Origin of the sequence: Salipiger sp. PrR007, assembly GCF_010499845.1 — a bacterium.
Classification (GTDB): domain Bacteria; phylum Pseudomonadota; class Alphaproteobacteria; order Rhodobacterales; family Rhodobacteraceae; genus Salipiger; species Salipiger pacificus_A.
The window spans coordinates 85,640-101,743 of record NZ_JAAGOZ010000072.1 but is presented as its reverse complement, the minus strand read 5'-3'; the positions used below and the strand labels follow the sequence as shown (position 1 = coordinate 101,743).

At 66.3% G+C, this 16,104-nt stretch carries 17 protein-coding genes and 1 pseudogene; 11 read left to right on the top strand and 7 right to left on the bottom strand.

The annotated features are described in order from the left end of the window. Window positions 1–69 precede the first annotated feature (69 nt). From G0Q01_RS22770 to G0Q01_RS22740, 7 genes are all read left to right on the top strand, one after another. The gene (locus G0Q01_RS22770; RefSeq protein WP_108970235.1) at window positions 70–1,182 is read left to right on the top strand and encodes a flagellar basal body P-ring protein FlgI; all 1,113 of its coding nucleotides are present in this window, start codon (window positions 70–72) and stop codon (window positions 1,180–1,182) included. A gap of 12 nt (window positions 1,183–1,194) precedes the next feature. Next, window positions 1,195–1,512 carry a rod-binding protein gene (locus G0Q01_RS22765; RefSeq protein ID WP_164197903.1) on the top strand — a complete coding sequence of 106 codons (318 nt, stop codon included), beginning with the start codon at window positions 1,195–1,197 and terminating at the stop codon, window positions 1,510–1,512. Further along, window positions 1,509–1,919 carry a flagellar protein FlgN gene (locus G0Q01_RS22760; protein ID WP_164197904.1) on the top strand — a complete coding sequence of 137 codons (411 nt, stop codon included), beginning with the start codon at window positions 1,509–1,511 and terminating at the stop codon, window positions 1,917–1,919. The genes G0Q01_RS22765 and G0Q01_RS22760 overlap by 4 nt, the downstream gene beginning before the upstream one ends. A 112-nt stretch (window positions 1,920–2,031) precedes the next feature. Continuing rightward, a complete protein-coding gene (locus G0Q01_RS22755) occupies window positions 2,032–2,955 on the top strand; it encodes a flagellin (protein ID WP_164197905.1) in 924 nt (307 codons plus the stop codon). Window positions 2,956–3,095: 140 nt separating this feature from the next. After that, a complete protein-coding gene (flaF, locus tag G0Q01_RS22750; protein WP_108970232.1) occupies window positions 3,096–3,533 on the top strand; it encodes a flagellar biosynthesis regulator FlaF in 438 nt (145 codons plus the stop codon). After that, window positions 3,502–3,936: a flagellar biosynthesis repressor FlbT gene (locus tag G0Q01_RS22745; protein WP_108970231.1), complete on the top strand. Its 435-nt coding sequence runs from the start codon at window positions 3,502–3,504 to the stop codon at window positions 3,934–3,936. The genes flaF and G0Q01_RS22745 overlap by 32 nt, the downstream gene beginning before the upstream one ends. Then, window positions 3,933–4,754, top strand: a complete 822-nt coding sequence (locus tag G0Q01_RS22740; RefSeq protein ID WP_164197908.1) for a DUF1217 domain-containing protein — start codon at window positions 3,933–3,935, stop codon at window positions 4,752–4,754. The genes G0Q01_RS22745 and G0Q01_RS22740 overlap by 4 nt, the downstream gene beginning before the upstream one ends. Window positions 4,755–4,772: 18 nt before the next feature. Here the strand turns inward: G0Q01_RS22740 and G0Q01_RS22735 are convergent, their stop codons facing one another. From G0Q01_RS22735 to fliF, 5 genes are read right to left on the bottom strand one after another with little or no spacing between them, the layout of a single operon-like run. Beyond that, window positions 4,773–5,828, bottom strand: a complete 1,056-nt coding sequence (locus tag G0Q01_RS22735) for a flagellar motor switch protein FliG (RefSeq protein WP_164197910.1) — start codon at window positions 5,826–5,828, stop codon at window positions 4,773–4,775. Window positions 5,829–5,850: 22 nt separating this feature from the next. Then, complete coding sequence (gene fliP, locus G0Q01_RS22730) at window positions 5,851–6,702, bottom strand: flagellar type III secretion system pore protein FliP (protein ID WP_108970228.1); 852 nt, start codon at window positions 6,700–6,702, stop codon at window positions 5,851–5,853. Beyond that, on the bottom strand, window positions 6,699–7,022 hold the full coding sequence (locus G0Q01_RS27445; protein ID WP_370457342.1) for a FliM/FliN family flagellar motor switch protein: 324 nt from the start codon (window positions 7,020–7,022) through the stop codon (window positions 6,699–6,701). Before G0Q01_RS27445 ends, fliP begins: the two co-directional genes overlap by 4 nt. 3 nt (window positions 7,023–7,025) lie before the next feature. After that, a complete protein-coding gene (locus G0Q01_RS22720) occupies window positions 7,026–7,694 on the bottom strand; it encodes a FliH/SctL family protein (protein ID WP_164197912.1) in 669 nt (222 codons plus the stop codon). Further along, entirely contained in the window at window positions 7,691–9,382 is a 1,692-nt protein-coding gene (fliF, locus tag G0Q01_RS22715) for a flagellar basal-body MS-ring/collar protein FliF (RefSeq protein ID WP_164197914.1), read from the bottom strand. The genes G0Q01_RS22720 and fliF overlap by 4 nt, the downstream gene beginning before the upstream one ends. Window positions 9,383–9,529: 147 nt before the next feature. On the opposite strand from fliF, the gene fliL reads away from it, so the two are divergent. From fliL to G0Q01_RS22695, 4 genes are read left to right on the top strand one after another with little or no spacing between them, the layout of a single operon-like run. Further along, window positions 9,530–10,129: a flagellar basal body-associated protein FliL gene (fliL, locus tag G0Q01_RS22710; RefSeq protein WP_164197916.1), complete on the top strand. Its 600-nt coding sequence runs from the start codon at window positions 9,530–9,532 to the stop codon at window positions 10,127–10,129. Continuing rightward, entirely contained in the window at window positions 10,126–11,067 is a 942-nt protein-coding gene (locus G0Q01_RS22705; protein WP_108970223.1) for a flagellar motor switch protein FliM, read from the top strand. The genes fliL and G0Q01_RS22705 overlap by 4 nt, the downstream gene beginning before the upstream one ends. Then, entirely contained in the window at window positions 11,051–11,431 is a 381-nt protein-coding gene (locus G0Q01_RS22700) for a flagellar motor switch protein (RefSeq protein ID WP_108970222.1), read from the top strand. The genes G0Q01_RS22705 and G0Q01_RS22700 overlap by 17 nt, the downstream gene beginning before the upstream one ends. Before the next feature lie 5 nt (window positions 11,432–11,436). Next, window positions 11,437–12,087: a MotE family protein gene (locus G0Q01_RS22695; RefSeq protein WP_164197918.1), complete on the top strand. Its 651-nt coding sequence runs from the start codon at window positions 11,437–11,439 to the stop codon at window positions 12,085–12,087. A 75-nt stretch (window positions 12,088–12,162) separates the two neighbouring features. Here the strand turns inward: G0Q01_RS22695 and G0Q01_RS22690 are convergent. Then, a pseudogene (locus tag G0Q01_RS22690) lies at window positions 12,163–13,861 on the bottom strand (ABC transporter ATP-binding protein). A gap of 101 nt (window positions 13,862–13,962) precedes the next feature. Beyond that, complete coding sequence (locus G0Q01_RS22685) at window positions 13,963–16,098, bottom strand: TonB-dependent siderophore receptor (RefSeq protein ID WP_164197922.1); 2,136 nt, start codon at window positions 16,096–16,098, stop codon at window positions 13,963–13,965. Window positions 16,099–16,104 lie beyond the last annotated feature (6 nt).

Here is a 16,104-nt window from a genome sequence, read left to right as displayed (position 1 = left end):
AAATGTCGTTGAAGAAATCGGCGATACGATGTTTAATTCTTGAAACACAGGACCGCACCCAGGAGTCCCATGCGTATCGCAGCCTGTCTCGTCGCCGCCAGCTTGGCGCTCTTCGTGGCGCTTCCCGCCTCGTCGGATGTCCGGATCAAGGATATCGCGACCTTCGAAGGCGTGCGGGAAAACCAGCTTGTCGGCTATGGCCTCGTGGTCGGGCTCAACGGCACCGGCGACAGCCTGCGCAACAGCCCCTTCACCGAGAAGAGCATCGAGGCGATGCTCGAGCGGCTCGGAGTCGGCAACCTCTCCGACGACCAGATCAAGACCAGCAACACTGCCGCCGTGATGGTCACCGCCATGCTGCCGCCCTTCGCTCGGCTCGGCTCGCCGATCGACGTGGTGGTCTCCTCTCTGGGGGATGCCAGCTCGCTGCGCGGCGGCACGCTGATCGTCACTCCGCTGACCGGTGCCGATGGCGAGGTTTACGCCGTGGCGCAGGGGCCGATCGCCGTCGCAGGCTACGCCGCGCAGGGCATGGCCGCCTCGGTGGTCGAGGGCGTGCCGACCGTGGCGCGGATCGAGAACGGCGCGACGGTCGAAAACGAGGTCGAATTCGCGCTCGCCTCGCTCAGCTCCATCCGCATCGCGCTGCGCAATCCCGATTTCACCACCGCGACCCGCATGGCCGAGGCGATCAACAAGCGCATGGGCAGCAACACCGCCACCGCGCTCGATCCGGGCACGGTCGAGGTCGCGCTGCATGGCGCGGGCAAGGGCGACGTGGCGGGCATCCTGTCGGACGTCGAGAACATCCGCGTCGATCCCGATGCCGTGGCCAAGGTGGTGATCGACGCGCGCTCGGGCACCATCGTCATCGGCGAGGACGTGCGCATCGACCGCGTGGCGGTCAGCCAGGGCGGGCTCACGGTCATGGTGCGCGAGGATCCCGAGGTCAGCCAGCCCGAGCCGATCACCATCGGGGGCACCACCGTCGTCGTGCCGCGCACGACCGTGGCGGTGGACGAGCAGGAAACCCACTTCACCATCCTCGAGGGCGCCGACGTCAGCCTGCAGCGGCTGGTCGATGCGCTCAACGCCATCGGGCTGACCGCGACGCAGACGATTTCCATCCTGCAGGCGATCAAGGCTGCCGGCGCGCTGCATGCCGATCTCGAGATCATCTAGGGGAGAAACTCGATGGACGTGAAGACCTCCATGGCCGCCTTGCAGGTCACCGGCACTCAGATCGCCCAGCCGGGGAGGGTTGCGCCCGACGCCCCGGCCAGCGCCGCCAAGGAATTCGAGGCGATGTTCCTCACCGAGATGGTCAACGAGATGCTGAGCGAAGTGGATCTCGGCGATTTCGGCGGCGGCAAAGCCGAGGAGCATTGGCGCTATTTCCTCGCCGAGGCCTTCGGCAAGGAGCTGGCAGAGCAGGGCGGTGCGGGCATCGCGCGCAACCTGGAACAGGCGATGTCGGCCTATGGGGCCGCCCGCCGTGGAGACAAGACATGACCGAGATGACCCGCCCCCGCGCCCATGCGCTGATCGACCGCCTGTCGCGCCTGCTGCGCGAGGAGATCGCCGCCATCGGCAAGGGTGAACTGGCGCGCGTCGAGCAGCTTTTCCCCCGCAAGCAGGAGCTGCTCGCCGAGATCGAGGCCGCCTTTGCCGACCCCGAGCCACTGCTCGGCGGCGAGGATCCTGCGGCGGCGAAGCTGCGCCAGAGCCTGTCGGAGCTGCGCGAGCTGATCCATGGCGACCTGGCGCTGCTACGCCGGATGACCGAGGCGACCGGCGCGGTGGCCAAAGAGATCGACCGGATCCGCGAGCGCCAGAGTTTGCGGGGAGTGTATGGCAAGGATGGCACAAAGCCGACACAATGCGTTACCCAGACGCAACGCTTCGATCAGTCGGTTTAGCGTTAACCTCTCTTTAACCTCTGGTTCCAATCTCTCGTGATACGGATACCCCACGGCAGGACCGTTTTCGCCAGAAAGGCGAAGCACAACGATAGAAATCGGAGCAGATACAATGTCTTCCATCAATACCAATGCAAGCGCGATGAACGCGCTGTCGACCCTGCGCAACATCAACAAGCAGCTTGAAGATACGCAGGGCCGCATCTCGACCGGCCTCAAGGTCGAGTCGGGCAAGGACAACGCGTCCTACTTCCAGATCTCGACCACCATGAACTCGGAAAGCGGCATGTACTCCGCGATCAACGAGGGCATGACTCTGGCGAAGAGCTCGGTCTCGACGGCCCGCCTCGGCGCCGAAACCCTTGTGGACCTGACGCAGCAGTTCGTCGATCGCTTGGCTTTCGCGCAAGAAGAGGGTGTTGATCAGGCTGCCGTTGGTGAAGAATTGGCTGCCTTGGTCGCTCAAATGGAAACGACCATTGGTCAATCTTCTTTCAACGGTGAAAACCTGATCAGCACTGCTGGTACGACAGAATTGAATGGCGGAACTCCTCTAACGACCGCTACGTCGATCGACAAGACGGTGACGACCGGGATCAGTCGCGATGGCGCGGACCTCTCAACCACGAAGCAATCGTTCACGATGATTGACCTCGAACTGCTTGTGACTGATGGTACCGACGCTGCAGGTGGCACGGCGACACTGAAGGCCATCGCAGCTTCTGTATCGGCTGAGGACTATGGTACCGGCACGGAAACGATTGAAGATCACCTGACTGCCGCAGAGGGCCTGCTGACCACAATCACCAAGCAGGCCACCAGCCTTGGTGTTGCCGAAAAGGCGATTGAGACGCAGCAATCGTTCCTAAACGAACTGACCGATCGCATCTCGACCGGTGTTTCGGCCATGGTCGATGCCGACATGGAAGAGGAAGCGGCGCGTCTGCAGGCGCTGCAGGTCCAGCAGCAGCTGGCCACGCAGTCGCTGTCGATCGCCAACTCCGCACCGCAGAACATTCTGTCGCTCTTCCGCTAATAGCGCTGGAAGCGGCACATCTTCTGATGGCATAAGTGGGGGGCGCCATCGGCGCCCCCTTTCCGTCGGAGCCTCGGACAAACCGGGCCCGGCTTACCGTCACCCCGCAGCACGTCGGGGGAGCAGAGGCAGGAACGGCAATGAGCATCTCCGCATATCAACGCACGATCCGCGAAAGCGAGTCCCCGCGCCAGATCGAGGCCCGCGTCTTCGCCCGCGTCACCGGCGCCCTGCAGCAGCACGTCGAGGCCTGGGCGGCCTCCCCCGAGAAGTCCGCGCGGATCGCGGTGCTCTCGGACGGTCTGCGTGACGCGCTGGCGCAGAACCAGCGGCTCTGGTCGCAGCTGCGCGACGACCTCGCCAGTTCGCGCAACGCGCTCCCCGAGGCGCTGCGCGCCAACCTTCTGTCGATCTCGCTCTGGGTCGACCGCACCAGCACGACGGTCCTTGGCGGCGGCCCCGGCCTGCCGGCGCTGATCGACGTGAACCGGAACATTCTCGCCGGGCTCTCCGCTGCCCGCCCGGCCCCGACAGGCATGGCACAAGATGGCGCTCAACCTTACTCTCAAGCCCTTTGAACGGATCGTCGTCAACGGCTGCATGATGCGCAACGGCGGGCGCAAGACCACGCTGACCATCGAGAACCGTGCCGACATCATCCGCGAGACCGACCTGCTGAAGCCCGAGGCCGCCGCCACGCCCGTGCGCGCGGCCTACTTCCTCATCCAGTCCGCGCTGATCTACCCGGACCGCCGCGACGCGCTGACCAAGTCGGCGCAGCAGCAGCTGGCGAAGCTGGCCACGGTGTTCACGCCGCAACTGGCCAGGCATGTGTTCGAAGCTGCCAACAACGTCAGCATGGGCGAGTATTTCACCGCGCTGCGCGAGCTGCGGCCGCTGATGAAGCGCGAGCTCGAAGTGCTTGGCCCGGCGGGCCTCGATCCCACGTCCCCTGACGAATTGCCGAGGATCCCGACATGATTTCCGTTGCTGGCCTCTCCACGGGTCTCGCCCTTCGCATCGTCGATGCGACGGCGGACAAGGAGCACGCGATGATCCCGGACGAGGCGGAGCACAAGCGCGCCATCGACTACTTCATGGAGAACATCGAGAAGGTCGAGAGCGTCGACGACCTCGTCGGCGACTACCAACTCTACAGCTTCGTGATGAAGGCCTACGACCTCGAGGACCAGATCTTCGGCAAGGCCATGATGAAGAAGGTCTTGCAGAGCGACATCAACGACCGCGACGCCCTGGTCAACCGGCTGACCGACGACCGCTTCGAGACCTTCTACAACGCCATGGGTTTCAGCGACGGCGGCAAGGCGAATCCCAATACGTCGGACGACGACTGGAAGACGCAGATCGTGGCGGCCTATGTCGACACCACCTACGTCAACGCCAAGTCCGCGGACAACGAAGCGCTCGGCACCGTGCTCGAGTTCCGCCGCAAGGCCGCCGAGGTCAGGACGGTGTTCGATCTGCTCAAGGATCGCGATCTTGCGGAGTTCGCCCGCACCGCGCTTGGGCTGCCCGATGCCATCGCGGGCGGGGACATCGACAAGCAGGCCGAGCTCATTGCCAGCCGCATCGAGATCGGCCGCCTGGGCGATCCGGAGTATGTCGAGAGCCTTGTGCAGAAATACGTCGCGATCACCGACGCGACTGCGGATTTCAGCTCCACGAATGCCGCGATTCAGCTGATGAACAGCGCCGCCAGCGGCGCCTCTGGCAGCTTCGTGCCGGTGACCATCGATATCCAGGCGATCCAGGGCTTCAGCGGGTACAGGACGCGCTGAGCCCCGGGCTTCCCGTCGTCAATACATCTCGTCGTCGTCGTCGCCGAGCGGCAGGGTGATCTGGTCCTGATCGGCAAGCGTGCGCGCATAGTCGAGCATCAGCGCCTGCGCCGCGCTCACGTCGCGGCGGCGGACGGGGCCCATGCTCTCCATCTCCTCGATCAGCATGTCGCGCGAGCGACCGGGCAGCGCGTTGAGGAAGGCGTCGCGCGCGTCCTGGCTGGCGCCGCGCAGGGCGGTGGGCAGCGTGTTGCCGGGCACGCCGCGCATGATCCGCGCAAGGTCCATCGGCTCGAGCCGCACGAGGTCCTCGAAGGTGAACATCTTCGCCTTGATCGAGGCGAATGCGTCGGGGATCGTGGTCTCGAGAATGGGGGCCATGGCGTCGAAGGCGCCGCGATCGAGCTTGTTGAACAGATCCGCCATGCGCTGGTGCTGCTCGGCGGCGGTGGGCTGCGCGCCGGCATTGATGATGTCGCTCTGCAGCGATTCCTCGATCTGCCGCATCATGTGGTGCGGCACGGCCTCCATGCGGATCATCCGCTCGACGACGCTGTTCATCTTCTCCGGCCCCAAGAGCGGCAGCACCTTGGCGACCACATCTGTCTTCACGTTGGTGAGGATCGCCGCGATGGTCTGCTCGTGCTCGCCCTTGAGGTAGTTGGCGATGACGTTCTCCGACAGGCCGCTGAACCGGGCCCAGAGGTCGCGCTCCTTCAGTGGACCGCGGATGTCCTTGAGGATGGCCTCGACCTGCTCGCCAGGCAGCAGCGAGCGCAGCAGGTTCTCGGCCACCGCGAAGGAGCCGACGACGCCGCCGCCGTTCGTCATGTCCTCGACGAAATCCGCCAGCACCTGCTCGACCGTCTGCGCCGCAATCGAGCCAAGGCCCGACATGGCGCGGGTGACGCGCTGGATCTCGTCGTCGTCGAGCTTCTGCATCAGCGCCGAGCCCCGCTTCTCACCAAGGCAGAGAAACAGGATCGCCGCTTTTTGCGGGCCGGTGAGCTTGCGCCGCGGCGCCTGCGGGGCGGGATCGCTCGTCGTGGTGCGTTGAACGTTCGCTACAGCCATCTGGCGGCTCCAATCATGTCTTTCAGCCCGCTCCCGAGAGCGGCAGATAACTTTCCATCAGGCTCCCGGCGAGCATGTACCAGCCGTCGATGAGCACGAAGAAGATGACCTTGAACGGCAGCGAGATCAGCACCGGCGGCAGCATCATCATGCCCGCGCTCATCAGCACCGATGCGACGATCAGGTCGATCACCAGGAAGGGCAGGTAGATCAGGAAGCCGATCGAGAAGGCCCTGCGCAGCTCCGAGATCATGAACGCCGGAACCAGCTCGCGCCAGCCCACGGCCTCGGCGGAGGCGGGCAGGGGGCCGGGCTCGACCTCGGCGCCGCCGGCGTCGCTGCGCGCGGCGATGTCGTGGAACAGGCTCAGGTCCTTTTCCCGGGTGTTGGCATACATGAAGCTCTTGAACGGCTGTCCGATGCGCGCGAGCGCCTGTTCCTCGGTGATCGAGTTCTCCATCAGCGGCTGCACGCCGCCCTCCCAGGCGTCCTCGAACACCGGCTGCATGACGAAGAAGGTCATGAACAGCGCCATGGAGGTCAGCACCATGTTGGGCGGGGTCTGGTTGAGCCCGAGCGCCGAGCGCAGCATCGAGAAGACGATCACGAAGCGGGTGAAGCTGGTCATGATGACGAGCAGTCCCGGCGCCAGCGACAGCACCGTCATCGCCGCGATGAGCTGAAGGATGCGTCCCGAGAGCGAGGCGCGCTCGTCCGATCCGGCGGGGGCGGAGCTCAATGCGTCGCCGATCGCGCCCAGAAGGTCAGAGCCGGCCGCCTGCGCATGGGCCGGGCCCGCGGCCACAAGCAGCCCCCCCGCCGCCAGAAGCAGGCAGGTGAGTGCAACTCCCCACTGGCCGGACCGGAGGCTCATTCTTCGGAGACGTAGTCCTTGACGATCTCGATGAGCGAGACGCCGAGCCGTTCGTCGGGCAGGCGCACGAGATCGCCCCGGGCCACCAGCCGCTCGTTGATCATCACCTCGACCGGTTGGCCGATGCTCTTGTCCAGTTCGATGATCGAGCCCCGGCTGAGCTTCAGCAGTTGCGCGATCGGCATGCGGGTCTGCCCGAGCACGATCTGCACGTTCAGCCCGACGTTCAGCATCGCGTCGATGCCCTGCCCACCATCGGCGGGCTTCGGCGCGGCGGCGCCTCCGGGTTCCGCTTTTGCGGTCTGTGCCTCGTCTGTCACGTCTTATTCTCCTGCCTGATCCTGCCCGACGCTTGCGTCGATGCGTGCCTTGCTGTCCTCGAGCGCGCCGAGAATGCGCTGGCAGATGTCATTGAAACTGTAGTGCATCACCCCGTGGTCCCATTCGGCACGCACATCGCCCGTTGCCAGCGCGGGGTCGGGGCTCACCTCGATCCGTCCGCCGAAACCGGCGTGCCGCGCGACGCGCTGAATCTCGGCGGCGCAGCTTTCCGTGACCTCGGGGGCGAAGTGGAATTTCAGCTCCGCGGCGCCGAGCGCCATGCGCACCGCGCAGCGGGCCTCCTGCAGCGCCTCCTGGTCGGCCAGCGCGGCGCTCGCCGCCGGGGCGACCTGCCGCAACACCGAAAGCGCAAAGCCCACCATTTGCGACTCGAGCACCGCGTGGTGATGGTCGGCGTCGGCAAACAGCGCATGGAGCGCGGGCGCGATGGCCTCGACGGCGGTCACCTGACGTGCGCTCGTGCTCTGCTGTGCGGCGCTCGCGGCCTCGTCACGGCCCTGCGCCAGCCCGGCCTCGAAGCCTTCGGCCTGCGCCTTGGCCACCGCCGCATCGAACTCCGCGCGGGTATAGATCGCACCGACCTTGGCTTGCTCGCCGCGGCGCTGCGCCTCGGCCTCGGCATCGAAGTTGCGGTCGAAGATGAAACTCATGTCGCGGTCCCCTCTGCCAGCCAGCCTTTCAGCACCTTGATCGCGTCCTCGGGCTCATCCTCGATCAGCTGGCCGACCGTGTTGATCCAGCCGCGCTGTACGCCGCCCTGCACCGAGGCGAAGGAGACCATCTCGGCACTGCCCTCGGGCAGCGGGTCGAGCACCGTGCCGCTGTGGACCTGCTCTTCGCGCAGGGCCTGGATCGGGGGTGCGTTGGGCTGGCCGGGAAGGCCGGGGGGCGTCTTGGCACCGGGCAGGGCGGCTGCTTCGGGCGCGGGCAGCCCGCCGGGGCCTTCTCCGGTAGCGGGCCTGTTCGCCTCCATCAGACGCAGTAGTGCCGGGCGAACGCCGAACGCCAGCACCGCCGCGACCAGACCCAGCGCGAAGAGCCCGCGCAGGATGGTTCCGAGGTTGTCGGTAATGACCTGCGCGAAGCTGCGGGATACCGGCTCGCCGACGTCCATGGAGTAATCCATGAACCGCAGGCTCACCACCTCGAGCGTGTCGCCGCGGTTCTCGTCGAAGCCCATGGCGCTTTGCACCAGCGCCTGCAGCCGCGCGATTTCCTCGGCGCTGCGTTCCTCGTATTCCACCGAGCCGTCGGGCTGGACGTTGTAGATCCCGTTGATCAGCACCGCCACCGACATGCGCTCTACGTCTCCGGGCTCGCGCACTGTCTCGACCTGCTTGCCGCCGATCTCGTAGTTGACGATCTCGTTGCTGGTGTTCGAGCTGTTGGTGTTGCTGCCGGGCACCGCGTCGGCCAGTGCCGCTGGCACGTCGTCGGCCACGCCGACCTCGCCGCTGGCTGCGCGTTGATCCTGTGTGGTTTCCTCGCGGGTCTCGGTCGAGCGCACCACCCGCTGGTCGGGATCGTAGCTCTGCTCGCGCACCACCTGCCGCTCGCTCGACAGATCGACGCTCACCGTCACCCGCGCGTTCCCCGCGCCGACACGGGCCGAGAGGATCTGCGTGATGCGCTGACTGAGCCGGTCCTCGATCTGGGCGCGGGCCGATTGCAGCGAGGCCTCGCTGCCCGCCTCGCCGTCGTCGGCCAGGATCGTCTCGCCCGAGGCCGAGAGCACCGTCACCTGCGCCGGGGCGAGATCGGGCACCGCTGACGCAACCAGAGAGCGAATCGCATGGGCCTGCTTCATCCCGATCTGGCGCGAGCCGCGCACGATGACCGAGGCCGAGGGTTTCGGCCGCTCGCGCGAGAAGGGCTCGCGCTCGGGCAGCACCAGGTGGACCCGCGCCGCCTCGACCCCGTCGATGGTCTGGATCGAGCGCGCCAGTTCGCCCTCCATGGCGCGCATCCGGTTCACCCGCTGCATGAAACTGTTCATGCCAAGCCCGCTCTGCTCGTCAAAGAGCTCCCAGCCCGGTGTGCCTTCGCTGGGCAGGCCGAGCGAGGCGAGCTCCATGCGGGCGCGGGCCATGTCCTCGGCGGGCACGCTGACTGCAGTGCCGGCGGTGTCGGTGCGGCTGCGGATCCCGGCGGCTTCGAGCGAGTCGACGATACGGGCGGCATCGGCCGGATTCAGATCGCGGTAGAGCGAGACGTAATCCGGCGTGGTGATCACGGAAAGTCCGAAAAATACCGCCAGAACAAGGGCAAGCCCGGTGCCTCCGAGGACCGAGAGTCGCCGCCATCCCAGCGATTTTAGATTTTCCAGTATCGCCTGCACGTGTCCTGCGCCCTATCGTGTCGCTCACCGCAAGAATAAACACAACTGTTCTTGCTCATCAAGAACTATACCGGAAGTTCTGCTTGCTTGCGGCGAAGATTCCACGCATAGTAAATCAAGATTAGATACCACTTTCAAAGACGGTTCATGGCTGACGCGACGACGACGGAAACCACATCCGACGGCTCCCGGAAAGGGGGGCTGGTCATCGCGCTCGCAATCGCGTTGGCCTGTGTCGTGGCGCTTCTGGCGGGGCTTGTCGCCGCAGCGGGGCCAGCCCGGCTGGGGGCGCTGATCGGCGGCACAAAAGCGCCGGAGAGCAGCTCGTCGGCGCATACGGATGCGTCGGGGCAAGGTGCAGCCTCAGCGTCTGGTTCCGGGGCCTCCAGCTATACGCAGCTGATGGACATGCCCAAGCAGCCCGAGAACATCATCGTGCTGCCGTTCCAGGAGATCATCGTCAACATCACCGCCACCACGGCCACCGGGCGGCAGACCTCGCGCTTTCTCAAGCTGAACCTGGCGCTGGTCTACGACAACAGCATCGCCGGGGCAGCGACGATCGAAACCCGCCAGCTGTTCATGCGCGACAGCTTTCAGGACTACCTGCGGCAGCTCAACGAGAGCGATCTGCAGGGTTCGATCGGCATCGCCCGGCTCAAGGCTGAGTTGCTGCGCCGCGCCCGCGCGATCACCGACAGCGAGGCGCCCCGGGAATTTCTCATCGCGGACCTGATCATCCAATGAACGAGCAGAGCCAATTCGTGATCGACACCCGCGCCGTCGAGGAGCTGATCGTCGAGCGTGCCAAGCGCTCCTACGCGCGCCTGCCGATGCTCGAGGTGGTGTTCGACCGGTTCGCGCTATCGCTCTCGCAGGCGCTGAAGACCTACCTCGGGGCGGTGGTCGACGTGACCTTGGCCAAGATGGATTACCTGACATGCCAGGACGCCATCGACTCGCTGCCCGAGCCCGCGCTGATCGGCGTCACCGAGGCGGTGGAATGGGGCGGCACCATCGCCGCCGCGCTGCGCCCGGAGCTGCTCTACTCGATCCTCGAGATCACCTTCGGGGGCCGCACAGTGCCAGAGAGCCCGCGCAGCCCGCGCACCTTCACCGGCATCGAGAAGCGGATCGGCAAGGCGTTCTGCGAGCGCACGCTCGCGGAGCTGTCGGCGGCTTTCGAGAAGGTGACGCCGGTCCGCTTCGAGATCGGCCATCTCGAAACCAACCCCAAGGCGCTGATGCTCGGGCCGCCGACCAGTTCTTGCGCACGCGCGGTGCTGCGGATCAACATCGAGGATCGGGTCGGCGAGATGGTCTTCCTGTTGCCGACCACGGCGCTCGACGCGGTGGGCGACGTGCTGTCGCAGCAGTTCACCGGCGGCCAGCTGGGCGGCGACACCGGCTGGCGTATGAAGCTGACCGAGAAGCTCGGAACGACCAATATCCCGGTCGCCGCGGTGCTGGGGGAAACCAACCTGAGCCTGCGCGAGGTGCTGTCCTGGATGCCGGGACAGATCCTCGACCTCGGCATGCAGGTGGATGATCCGGTGACCATCTGCGTGACCGGCAAGACCATTGCCCGCGCCGAGGTCGGCCGGCGCAAGAACGGCAAGATCGCGCTGAAGGTCTCGGAAAAACTGTACGAAGAAGAGGAATTGCCCAATGTCCTTCTTGATTGACATGGCCATACTGGTGCTCCTCGTCGGCACGCTCACCTACGCCTGGGTGGTGGATCGCCGCGTGCGCGTGCTGATGGCGGCGCTGCGCGAGCTCGAGCCGATGATCGGCAGCTTCTCTGCCGCGGTGGACAAGTCCGAAAGCGCGGTCTCCGCGCTGCGGGCCGCCGGTGAGCAGGCTGCGGACAGTCGTGGCCGCCGCCAGCGCGAGCCCGAAGTCAGCCGCAGCGACGCCGCCCGTGGCGAGGCGCCGTCGTTCCGCACCTCGCGCGAGCGGCCGAACCGGCCGACCGGCACCGCCTCTGTGTCGGGTAAGTCCGAGCTGGTGCGCGGCTTCTTCGAAACCGTGCGCAACCGGGAGGCGTGAGCCGGATGCGCCCGATCACCTTCCTGCTCGTGGGTCTTGCGGTCGCCGTGATCGGCAAGATCGGCGTGACCCTTGCCAACGAACCCAAGCTGGCCTCGGTCGCCGAGCCGCCGCAAGCCGAGCAGACGATGTTCGTCGGTGCCGCTTCCGCGGCCGCCAGCGGCGAGCCGGACGCTGTGCCGGCTGCGGCCACGGCGGCGGCGGCGGATCCGGCAATGCTCTGCGAAGGCGGACCCGAAGAGCTGCTGGCCTCGATCCGCGCCGAGCGCGAGCTGCTGCTGGCGCAGAAGGACCGCTACGCGCAGCGCGAGGCCGAAATCGAGCTGGCGCGCGAGACGCTCGAGATCGAGCAGCAGCGGCTCGCGGATCTGAAGGTCGAGCTCGACGGGTTGCTGGAGAAGGTCAAGGCGGCGCACACTTCCGACGTGGACCGGCTGGTGGCGCTCTACCGGAACATGAAGCCCAAGGATGCGGCGACCATCATGGACGATCTCGACATCGAGGTTTCGGTCATGGTTCTCGGCACGATGAACGAGCGCGACGCGGCGCCGATCATGGCCGCGCTGAACCCGGTGCGGGCGCGGGCGATCTCGCAGATCATCCTCGAACGCTCCAAGCTGCCGGGCGATCAGCGGCTCGACGACATCCGTCTCTGATCGGTTTTCCCGGGTGAAAGCGCCGGCCCTCGTCTTTGGGCCGGCGTTCTCATGTCTGGCGGGATCGGAGCGGGCTCAGCTCGCGAGCTCGTAGTAGGCGGCCTTGGCCTCGATCAGCGCGTCGTGGCTGCCGCGCTCGACCACGCGGCCCTGTTCCAGCACCACGATGTGGTCGGCGTCGCGCACGGTGTTGAGCCGGTGGGCGATGACCAGCGTTGTGCGTCCCACTGCCAAGCGCGACAGCGCCGCCTGCACCTCGCGCTCGGTGGTCCGGTCGAGCGCCGAGGTCGCCTCGTCGAGAAGCAGGATCGGCGGGTTCTTGAGGAACACGCGTGCAATCGCCACACGTTGCCGCTGCCCGCCCGAAAGCATCACGCCGCGCTCGCCGACCACCGTGTCGAGCCCCTCTGGCAGGGTCTCGACCAGCGGGGCAAGCTGCGCGTGGGCGACGGCGGCACGAATTTCCTCTTCGGTGGCGCCGAGCTTGCCATAGGCGATATTGTCGCGCAGCGTCCCGCCGAAAAGGAAGACGTCCTGCGACACCAGCCCGATCTGGCTGCGCAGCGAGGCGAGGGTCATCTTGTGGATCGGCACCCCGTCGATGCGGATTTCGCCGCCGGTGGGCTCGTAGAAACGCGGCAGCAGCGCCATCAGGCTCGACTTGCCCGCACCCGAGGGGCCGACGAGCGCCACCGTTTCGCCCGGGCGGATGTCGAGCGAGACCTCGTGCAGCACCCCGCGCGCCCCGTCATAGGCAAAGCTGACCCGGGCGAAGGTGATTTCGCCGCGAAACCTCGGGGCCTCGATGGCGCCCGGCGCGTCGGTGATGTCGGCCTCGGTGGCCAGAAGTTCGGTGTAGCGGCGGAAGCCGGCGATACCGCGCGGGTAGGTCTCCATCACCGCGGCGATCTTCTCGAGCGGGCGGAAGAAGACGTTGACCAGCAGCAGGAAGCCGACGAAGCCGCCTTCGGACAGCGTGCCGTTGAAGACGAAGCCCGCGCCGGCCACCATGACCACCACCTGCACCATGCGCATGCCGCTGTAATGCAGCGCGGTGAGCTTGGCGAGGATGCGGTAGGCGTCGAGCTTGGTCTCGCGGTAGCGGCGGTTGTCCTGCTCGAAGAGCGCGCGCTCGTGCGGCTCGTTGGAAAAGGCCTGCACCACGCGGATGCCGCCGAGGCTTTCCTCGAGCCGCACGTTGAAGGCGCCGACACGGCTGTAGATGGCCTGCCAGGTCTGGGTCATCCGCCCGCCGTAGACGGCGATCAGCCAGACCATGACCGGCACGATCACCAGCGTCATCAGCGCCAGCGGCAGGTGGATCCAGGCCATGAGACCAAAGGCCCCGGCAAAGGTCATGATGGCGATGAACAGATCCTCGGGGCCGTGGTGGGCGACCTCGCCGATCTCTTCGAGGTCGCGGGTGACCCGGGCCACGAGCTTGCCGGTCTCGGCGCGGTCGAACCACCCCCAGCTCAGTTTGGTGAGATGCGCGAAGGCCTTGCTGCGCATCTCGGTCTCGATGTTGATACCAAGCTTGTGGCCCCAGTAGGTGACCACGATCATCAGCCCCGTTGATCAGATAGACAACAACCAGCCCGACAGCGGCGAGCAGTGTCAGCGTCCAGTCACCGCCGGGAAGCAGGTGGTCGATGAATCCGGCGATGGCTAGCGGGAAAGCCAGCTCGAGCAGTCCCGAGATCACGGCCGACCCGAAGTCGAGCCAGAAGAGCCGCATGTGCGGGCGGTAGTAGGCGAAGAACTGGCGCAGCATCTGGCTGTCTCCTAGGGGTCGTGGCGCGGTCCTGCCGGGCAAAGGCAGAAAGGGGCCCCGCATCCATAGACGCGGCGCCCCGGCTTGTCAGGCGAAACGGATCACCACTTGTAGGTCAGGCGGGCCTGAACCGTGCGACCGTCACCATAGTAGCAGCCGAAGGAGCCGCAGTTGGCCACATAGGCCTCGTCGGTGAGGTTGCTGACGTTGACCGAGACCTGCATGTCGTCGGTCACCGCATAAGAGGCCTGCAGGTCCAGAAGGGTCACGTCGTCCATGTGGTAGAGGTTGGCCGCGTCGCCGTAGCGTTCGCCGATGTAGCGCGCGCCCCCGCCGAGGGTGAGCCCGTCCAGCGCCGAGCCAGCGGCAAAGCTGTAGTTCGCCCAGAGGCTGGCGTTGTGCAGCGGCGCGTTCGGCATGTCGAAGCCATCATAGTCGCCGCCCTCCTGTTCGGCGCGGTTCCAGGCATAGGCGCCGCGCAGGTTCCAGCCGCTGTCGAGGTCGACCGAGGCTTCCAATTCCAGACCCTGCGAGTGCACCTCGCCGACCTGCCGCTCGTCGCCGATGCCGCTGTCGTCGGTGACCGGGGTCTTCACGTTGGTCTGCCGCAGGTCATAGATCGCCGCACTGAAGAAGCCGTTGAAGCCGAGCGGCTGGTATTTCACCCCGGCTTCCCACTGTTTGCCCTCGGTCGCCTCGAAGGGGGTGCCGCTGTTGTCGACGCCGATCTCGGGATCGAAAGAGGTGGTGTAGCTCAGGTAGGGTGCGAGACCATTGACGTAGACGTAGCTCAGACCGGCACGCCCGGTGGTCGCCTCGTCGTCCTGGTCGATGTCGGTGTTGCTCTCGTAGATGGCGCCTGCCCAGTCCATCCAGGTCGAGGCGGTGCCGGTCTGGCTGGCCCAGTCATGGCGCAGCGCCAGCGAGGCGCGCCAGTTGCCGAAAGCGAGCTCGTCCTGCAGGTAGAGGCCGACCTGCTCGAGCGTCAGGTCATTGGTCTCGGAGTACCACGGGGCGCTCAGGTTCGCGCCGCCGTAGGAGGGGTTCGAGAAGCTGATCGCATCGGCGTTGAGGAAGTCGGTGGTCTCGTCGATGCCGTAGCGGCGCATGTCGAGGCCCAGCACCAGCCGGTGGTTCACCGCGCCGGTGTCGAGCTGACCGTTGAGCCGCAGGTCGAGGTTCTGCGAGAAGCTCGCTTCGCTCGTGCCATTGGCGCCGCGGGTGATGGTATCGCCGTCGCTCACCGGGTTGTTGACGTAGAAGCCGGTATAGTCCCAGTCGAATTTCTGGTAGCGGAAGTTCGCGTCCACCGACCAGTCGCGGCTCAGCTCATGGCTCAGCTCGAAGCCGAGGTTGAGCATCTCGCGATCGCTCTCGTCATCGCTGGGATCGCCGGCGTAGAAGTCGCGCAGGTCCTCGTCGTCGGCCGCGCCGAGCAGGTCATGGGGCACACCGGCGGGGGTGATCGGGCTGTCCTTCTGCCAGGCGCCGAGGACTTGTAGCGAGGTCTGCGCGGTCGGCTGCCAGCGGGTGGCGAGGCCGAGGTAGCGGCGGCTGTTCTCGAGCTCCTCCACGTCTTCCTCGCTGTCGCGCGCCACGGCGGTGACGCGGGCTGCGAAGGTGTCGCTGAAGGCGTGGTTGTAGTCGATGAAGCCCTCGGTCGCCTTGGGGTCACCGGCGCCGACGCCGAGCTCGCCGAAGCTGAGGAACTGGGCGCGCTTCTGGATCTGGTTGATCACGCCGCCCGGGATCCCCGCGCCGTAGAGCACCGACGCCGGGCCCTTCAGCACCTCGACACGTTCCAGCGAGTAGACCTCGAACGACGGCGCGCCGCGTTCCCGCAGCAGGCGCAGGCCGTTGAGATACTGGGCGTTGCCGCCGTTGAAGCCGCGGATCGTCGGCGCGTCGAAGCGCGGGTCGGTGCCGTAGGGCTGCGCGGTGACGCCGGCGGTGTAGCCGAGCGTGTCGCCGAGCGTGGTCGCGCCCTGGTCCTCGATCTGCTCGCCGGTGATCACCGAGATCGACTGCGGCGTCTCGAGGATCGGCGTGCCGGTCTTGGTGGCGGTCTGCGCCGTGGTGGCCACATATCCCGGCACCGGGTCCGACGGATTGTAACCGCCCTCGAGCACGAGCTCGCCCAGGTCAAAGAGATCTGCGGTGGATTGCGCCTGTGCGGCCCCGGCGAGGGCGAGCAGGCTGGCGCTGGCGAGAAGAGGCAGGCGGAGGGTACTTGTCATGTCACG

Excerpts from the sequence above, each read along its gene's own strand:
- G0Q01_RS22695 (WP_164197918.1), top strand. The coding sequence starts at position 11,437 with ATGCGCCCGATCACCTTCCTGCTCGTGGGTCTTGCGGTCGCCGTGATC.
- fliL (WP_164197916.1), top strand. The coding sequence starts at position 9,530 with ATGGCTGACGCGACGACGACGGAAACCACATCCGACGGCTCCCGGAAA.
- G0Q01_RS22735 (WP_164197910.1), bottom strand. The coding sequence starts at position 5,828 with ATGGCTGTAGCGAACGTTCAACGCACCACGACGAGCGATCCCGCCCCG.
- G0Q01_RS22705 (WP_108970223.1), top strand. The coding sequence starts at position 10,126 with ATGAACGAGCAGAGCCAATTCGTGATCGACACCCGCGCCGTCGAGGAG.
- G0Q01_RS22765 (WP_164197903.1), top strand. The coding sequence starts at position 1,195 with ATGGACGTGAAGACCTCCATGGCCGCCTTGCAGGTCACCGGCACTCAG.
- G0Q01_RS22720 (WP_164197912.1), bottom strand. The coding sequence starts at position 7,694 with ATGAGTTTCATCTTCGACCGCAACTTCGATGCCGAGGCCGAGGCGCAG.
- G0Q01_RS22755 (WP_164197905.1), top strand. The coding sequence starts at position 2,032 with ATGTCTTCCATCAATACCAATGCAAGCGCGATGAACGCGCTGTCGACC.
- fliP (WP_108970228.1), bottom strand. The coding sequence starts at position 6,702 with ATGAGCCTCCGGTCCGGCCAGTGGGGAGTTGCACTCACCTGCCTGCTT.
- G0Q01_RS22760 (WP_164197904.1), top strand. The coding sequence starts at position 1,509 with ATGACCGAGATGACCCGCCCCCGCGCCCATGCGCTGATCGACCGCCTG.
- G0Q01_RS22745 (WP_108970231.1), top strand. The coding sequence starts at position 3,502 with ATGGCGCTCAACCTTACTCTCAAGCCCTTTGAACGGATCGTCGTCAAC.
- flaF (WP_108970232.1), top strand. The coding sequence starts at position 3,096 with ATGAGCATCTCCGCATATCAACGCACGATCCGCGAAAGCGAGTCCCCG.
- G0Q01_RS22685 (WP_164197922.1), bottom strand. The coding sequence starts at position 16,098 with ATGACAAGTACCCTCCGCCTGCCTCTTCTCGCCAGCGCCAGCCTGCTC.
- G0Q01_RS22740 (WP_164197908.1), top strand. The coding sequence starts at position 3,933 with ATGATTTCCGTTGCTGGCCTCTCCACGGGTCTCGCCCTTCGCATCGTC.
- G0Q01_RS22770 (WP_108970235.1), top strand. The coding sequence starts at position 70 with ATGCGTATCGCAGCCTGTCTCGTCGCCGCCAGCTTGGCGCTCTTCGTG.
- G0Q01_RS22700 (WP_108970222.1), top strand. The coding sequence starts at position 11,051 with ATGTCCTTCTTGATTGACATGGCCATACTGGTGCTCCTCGTCGGCACG.